This is a genomic window from Cupriavidus lacunae, from assembly GCF_003353055.1.
Classification (GTDB): domain Bacteria; phylum Pseudomonadota; class Gammaproteobacteria; order Burkholderiales; family Burkholderiaceae; genus Cupriavidus; species Cupriavidus lacunae.
In genome coordinates, this window is sequence record NZ_QKWJ01000178.1 from 1 (window position 1) to 4725 (window position 4725).

The 4725-nt window shown below is 58.8% G+C and carries 5 protein-coding genes and 1 pseudogene; all 6 read right to left on the reverse strand.

The window, feature by feature from the left end; translation table 11 throughout:
* Nucleotides 1-673: 673 nt before the first annotated feature.
* Complete coding sequence (locus DN412_RS42145) at nt 674-1177, reverse strand: hypothetical protein (protein ID WP_244223100.1); 504 nt, start codon at nt 1175-1177, stop codon at nt 674-676.
* A complete protein-coding gene (locus tag DN412_RS45605; protein ID WP_279635313.1) occupies nt 1174-1296 on the reverse strand; it encodes a hypothetical protein in 123 nt (40 codons plus the stop codon). The genes DN412_RS42145 and DN412_RS45605 overlap by 4 nt, the downstream gene beginning before the upstream one ends.
* Nucleotides 1297-1673: 377 nt before the next feature.
* Nucleotides 1674-1901 carry a hypothetical protein gene (locus tag DN412_RS42150; RefSeq protein ID WP_133303190.1) on the reverse strand — a complete coding sequence of 76 codons (228 nt, stop codon included), beginning with the start codon at nt 1899-1901 and terminating at the stop codon, nt 1674-1676.
* A gap of 55 nt (nt 1902-1956) precedes the next feature.
* A pseudogene (locus tag DN412_RS42155) lies at nt 1957-2286 on the reverse strand (ISKra4-like element ISBte1 family transposase); the annotation flags it as partial.
* Nucleotides 2287-2553: 267 nt separating this feature from the next.
* Nucleotides 2554-2940 (reverse strand): hypothetical protein, encoded by a 387-nt coding sequence (locus DN412_RS42160; protein WP_115216896.1) that lies wholly within the window; start codon nt 2938-2940, stop codon nt 2554-2556.
* Nucleotides 2941-3032: 92 nt separating this feature from the next.
* Nucleotides 3033-4139, reverse strand: coding sequence for a PDDEXK family nuclease (locus DN412_RS42165; protein WP_115216897.1), 1107 nt, complete (start codon nt 4137-4139; stop codon nt 3033-3035).
* Nucleotides 4140-4725: the final 586 nt, after the last annotated feature.

The following is a 4725-nucleotide window of genomic DNA, read 5'->3' on the forward strand; positions in this document are numbered from 1 at the left end:
TCTCTCCCGCCGCTTCATAGCCAACCAACTCGTCCCCCTCACCCAAAGAAATCACATCCCTCTTTCATTTACACCTCGAACCACCACAAACCGATCTTGCTATAAGGCGAGGCTCCTTATAGGGTGGATTGGGTACCGAGCCCGACCTCCACCTCCTTTACCGAAACCGCTGATCCTTCACCGAAATCACCACCTTGCGCACCGTCTCGCGTCGCGGACCTTCGCTATAAGGCCGCCGACTGGGTTCGGAGAGCACGAAGAACAAATAGTACTAAACTGCTGATCCGGTAGTGGGCGATACGCGCAGGTCAGTTACGATATTTATAATTAGAATTCAGCGTGCCAGCGCACCAGCCCGCCTTCGTTCTCAAGAAATTTTATAAGACCAGGTAACGCTTTGATGATCGCGATTACTTGCGGTGCATTCGACATCGGTTTGACATCCAGAAGAGCGCGTACCGACCGTCGGGGCCAACCAAGGCGTCGGGTGGCCCGAACCGATAGGTACGCTGGACGAACGGCGGGATAACTGCGTCTGGATGCCAGGCGGCACGAACCAGTCGTGTGCCGGCCGGCAGCGTAGTCATCGTTGCGGCCAGGGCCTGCCGCAGACGGTTGACTGAGGGAAGCGTGCGTTCAATCTCAGGCGGTAAGGAAAAAGTTGGCGTTGCCATTAACTGATCAGATCCGAACTGCGCGAAGGCAGCCCAGCCAACTGCGCAATCACCCTCGCCTGCCGCTCGTTGGTGGGTCTGGCGAGATGACTCGATTGCGCTGCAGTCAACGTCGCGCGCGTCTCGAACGGCTTGCCGGCCAGCAATTCGGCCGGCGTCAGATTGTCGAACGCGTCGACCGGGGTCACCCAGAACGCATGAATTTCACTGCTCGGAAGCGATCGCATCGCCTGTAGGACGGCGGGCAGCATTTCGGGCACGGGTGGCGCAAACTGCCACGCGGGGAATGCCTTGCCAATGGCCTTGCCGCGCGGGATGACGCAATAAAAGCGCGCATCCTCCACGGCACGGTACAGCGTCGCCTGCGACATGGCCACCAGGCCACAATCGATGACTTCCGAGGGCTTCAGGTATGACACGGCGAGTCGTTCATCGACATCGGACGCAGCGGCTGGCGGGGTCGCAAGCGTTGCGGTCAGGCACTGGCGGACGATCGCAATCACGCGGGCGCGCTCGCCTGCGTCGATGTGTGCTCCAGCTGCTCGTCGATGTCGTGGACCAATTTTTCTACCAGGGGTGCGCCTTGGGTGGCGGCGTTTGCGGAGAAAAGGTGCGGTGTCATATCAAAACTCCTTCAGAGGACAACACAGGGCGGCGCGAATGCGGGATGAATGGCGGATGCGCGCTCCGCCGTCCGGCACGAATGGACATCGCCGGCCCGGAGCGACCTCGCCCGTGCGAGTCGAGAAGAAACCTGATGAGTCCGGCTTACCTCGTCGATCGACGCGCAAAAAAGGGCGCGAAGCAATCCCCGCGAAAATGCACTCAATTCCGCCGGAACCCGACGCAGGAGCAGATCCAGGTAGAGGAGTGCTCGCGCGCTGGTTGGGTAGAAGCCGTACTCAAGCACCTGCTCGCACAGCCGCTGATACCGATCCGTCGTGGCGAGCCGGATTTTCGTGACGGCATCCTCCGGAGGGCATGTAGCGGGTTTCCGGGTCACGCTCCGAGTTGGCCGACCAACACGACCCGATTGCGCCGGGCTCTTTCGCCAGTCGCTTCCATACGCACTTCGGTAGCAATTTCAATCGCCCGCGGCCGGAGCAAGGTCCGATAGTGGGCGCTCAATGCCGCGACGTCGGCCTCATAAACGGGCGCTTCTACCGAGGCCTTGGCAACCCCCGCTTCACGGAACCGCTGAAGCAGCGCCTCCGTATCGATGCGCATGCGTCGCGCCAGGTCGGCGACGCTGGAAAAGGAGACCGCGCCAAACCGGGGGCTGCTAAGCGGCAAGGCGATGGTTTTCGTCTCCGGCTACGGAGGGATACCATCGTTCAACGTACGACCAGAGCTGGTCATTGAGCACGGCCGTCCGGATTTGCAGCAGGTTGTGCGCGTGCCGAGGTCGCCAGGCCACCTGCTGCCGTTTGACGAACCGCTTGCTGACCACCTGGTTGACGGCTGACTCGACAAAACCTGAAGCAATGGGCTCCCCATGCCGATAGCGGTCACCGTAGTTCACGATGAAGTGCCGGTTGTTGTCCAAGTCGACGATGAACTCCTCGAGTTTGCCGAGGAGTTTGGCCTCTTCGGGGCTGGCCTCAGCTTCCAGACGTTCTCACCGCGGACACAAGATTCTCCGCCTGCCCCCTTCGCGTGGTGACGATGCGATAAGGCCCCGTTATCGAGCCTTATCGCCGCGTCCCCGCGCCGCCGGCCCCATGTTCCCCCTGGCCCGCACGCTGCGGCAAACGGTGCCGGCCAGGGATGGCGGAAGCGCAATGGCAGTAGCCGGCCACAACACGTCGCTCGATGCCGCGCTTAACGAGACGTTCGGACGTCCGGTATGCGGCAAAGGCGGCCCCTACCGATCAATTAGTTACTTGTACTCGGCCTTGATCGTCATCTTGCCTGCTTTGCCCGCGGAGATGATTTTGAGATCGATGTTGGGACCAATCTTTCCGCCAAGATCGATGCCAGCTTTTTCGTCCATTGTGATTTCGATAGACGAACAGCCTGCTTCCCTGCCTGCCATGATTACAGCGACAGCAGCTTCTCGCTGCTCTTTGATCGTTGCCTCCGTATCCGTGGCGGTCCGGAAAAGCTCAAGTCCTTTATCGACCATCTCTCTTGCGAATTCGACGATGGGGCCATACAGGCGAGCAAAAAAGTCGGGATGCTCCGCTACCTCGATGGCACGCTCCAAGCCTGCGGTGGTGGTCAGGTCGAACACCGCCACGACGTTCTTGCTGTTGTTGTTGTTCATGTTGTTGGTCCTCTGTATAGTCTATCCCGTAGCATTAGCTTTTTTGCAGCGCTTGCCACGATGAGAAGGTGGAGTTCCAAATCCACCTCTCATCAGGCCGATAGCGAGGCAGCATCGCTATCGAAGGACGGAAATTTCTGCTTCAGTCGCTCGACGGTTGCTCGCCATTTTGGCGTCGTGGGTTTGCAGATGGTGTTTTGGTTACCAAACAGGCCAATCTCCTGCACAGCTTGCGTGAGCGGTACAGTCTGCAACCACTGCACCGGGACAAAATACTCGCAGCGAGTTTCATCGTCCAAGAATTGGCGATGGTAGTCCCCGCTTTTGACAGCGTCCAGAATTGAAACTGTGTCGTTCGGGGTCGTGACCTTGAACGTAGCAGCCGGCTGTGATCGACCAGTGACTCGTCCGACACCGACGAACCCTTGCCCAGGAACTTTGACCCAGACTCGATCCCCGGGATTCAACAGTTGCAATGTGCGGCTATACCAGGCGCCACCACCGCCACAGATGAACCCAAGATCGACTGCGTCAGACCACGACCGAGACGCGCCGTCACCGAATGAGCAATAGTACTCGCCGTTCCACGCCTCATTCGTCGTATCAGGTTTCGTCAAGGCGGCAGCCTGGGTGTTGACCGGATCCAGCAGCCAGGAGCGGCTCAGAAGTTGAAAGTCGCCGGCGGCGAAGACCTGAAAGCACAGCACGTTAATGGGGATACCCTGCGCACTCAGATAGGCGACTATGCGCTCCGTGCTAGCGTCTAGCGATGCAGCCACAATAATAAGCTGATGTCCCTGATTTAAATCATCTTCGTCAAGCGGTTGCCCAAACTTTTGCGAGAAGTCATCGGCGAGATTGCGGCCTGGCGCGAAGCGTGAGTAGATCGCCGTGATCTCGTCAGTGCGGAGCTTTTCCACCCAGCAGGCGTAGTCGAGCGCCTGCGCAACAACCTCTCGTGGTGTGCGGTCGCGTTTCAGTTCGATCAACACTAGCGACGCGTCAGGGGCGATCGCCAGCAAGTCTATCCGGCCTCCAAATCCGGTATCCTCCTGACGCCCGATCAGCATCCATTCATCCGAGAGCATGCGCGGAGCTGCAACAATCATGTCCTCCAGAAGCTGCTCGGCCTGCAATATGGATTCGACGAGCTGCTCCGGTTGTGAACCAATTTTCCAAAGATCGGTGCGAATGGGCATGTCGGCGATTTGTCGTTGGTCTCGGAGTGAGCACCGAATGATATCGCGCGGCTGAAAGTTTTGGCAGTCAGAACGACGCTTTCGCCTTAGATACGGTGGTCTGGAGGACGATCACCCCAAAGACCGAAGCGGGTCGAGAACAGCCGCCGGATCGGACGGCTGTAACCGGCCGATTGTGTTGAAAAACTCGGCAGACACGGTTTCTGACGAGGTTTCGGGGGTACCCCACCCCTCAACCGATCTGCGATCGTTCAAAACAGGTCGATCTGAGAGGTCAAGTTTTGGCAGGTCTGGCCTGCTGACAGGGCAGATCGAGTTTTTCAACACAATCGGCCGTCAGCGGGCGTTGGTTAGACCTTTCGCGCGGCCATTCGAGCGGCGGCTCCGCCCTGCGGACATACGCGTCGCTCTCTCCTGCGCGTCACGGCCTTGCGGTCCTTCAGGCTGTGTAAGGGGGGTAAATGCATGCGGTTATACACAATTGTCCCCATCATCGACGGCTCGTAATCCTCGCAAAGTCTTCGCAGCGACATGAACTTCTTTCAGGCCAAGCCAAATCGTCTTCACGCCGGGCTCGCCATCGCTC

Excerpts from the sequence above, each read along its gene's own strand:
- DN412_RS42160 (WP_115216896.1), bottom strand. The coding sequence starts at position 2,940 with ATGAACAACAACAACAGCAAGAACGTCGTGGCGGTGTTCGACCTGACC.
- DN412_RS45605 (WP_279635313.1), bottom strand. The coding sequence starts at position 1,296 with ATGACACCGCACCTTTTCTCCGCAAACGCCGCCACCCAAGGCGCACCC.
- DN412_RS42150 (WP_133303190.1), bottom strand. The coding sequence starts at position 1,901 with ATGCGCATCGATACGGAGGCGCTGCTTCAGCGGTTCCGTGAAGCGGGG.
- DN412_RS42165 (WP_115216897.1), bottom strand. The coding sequence starts at position 4,139 with ATGCCCATTCGCACCGATCTTTGGAAAATTGGTTCACAACCGGAGCAG.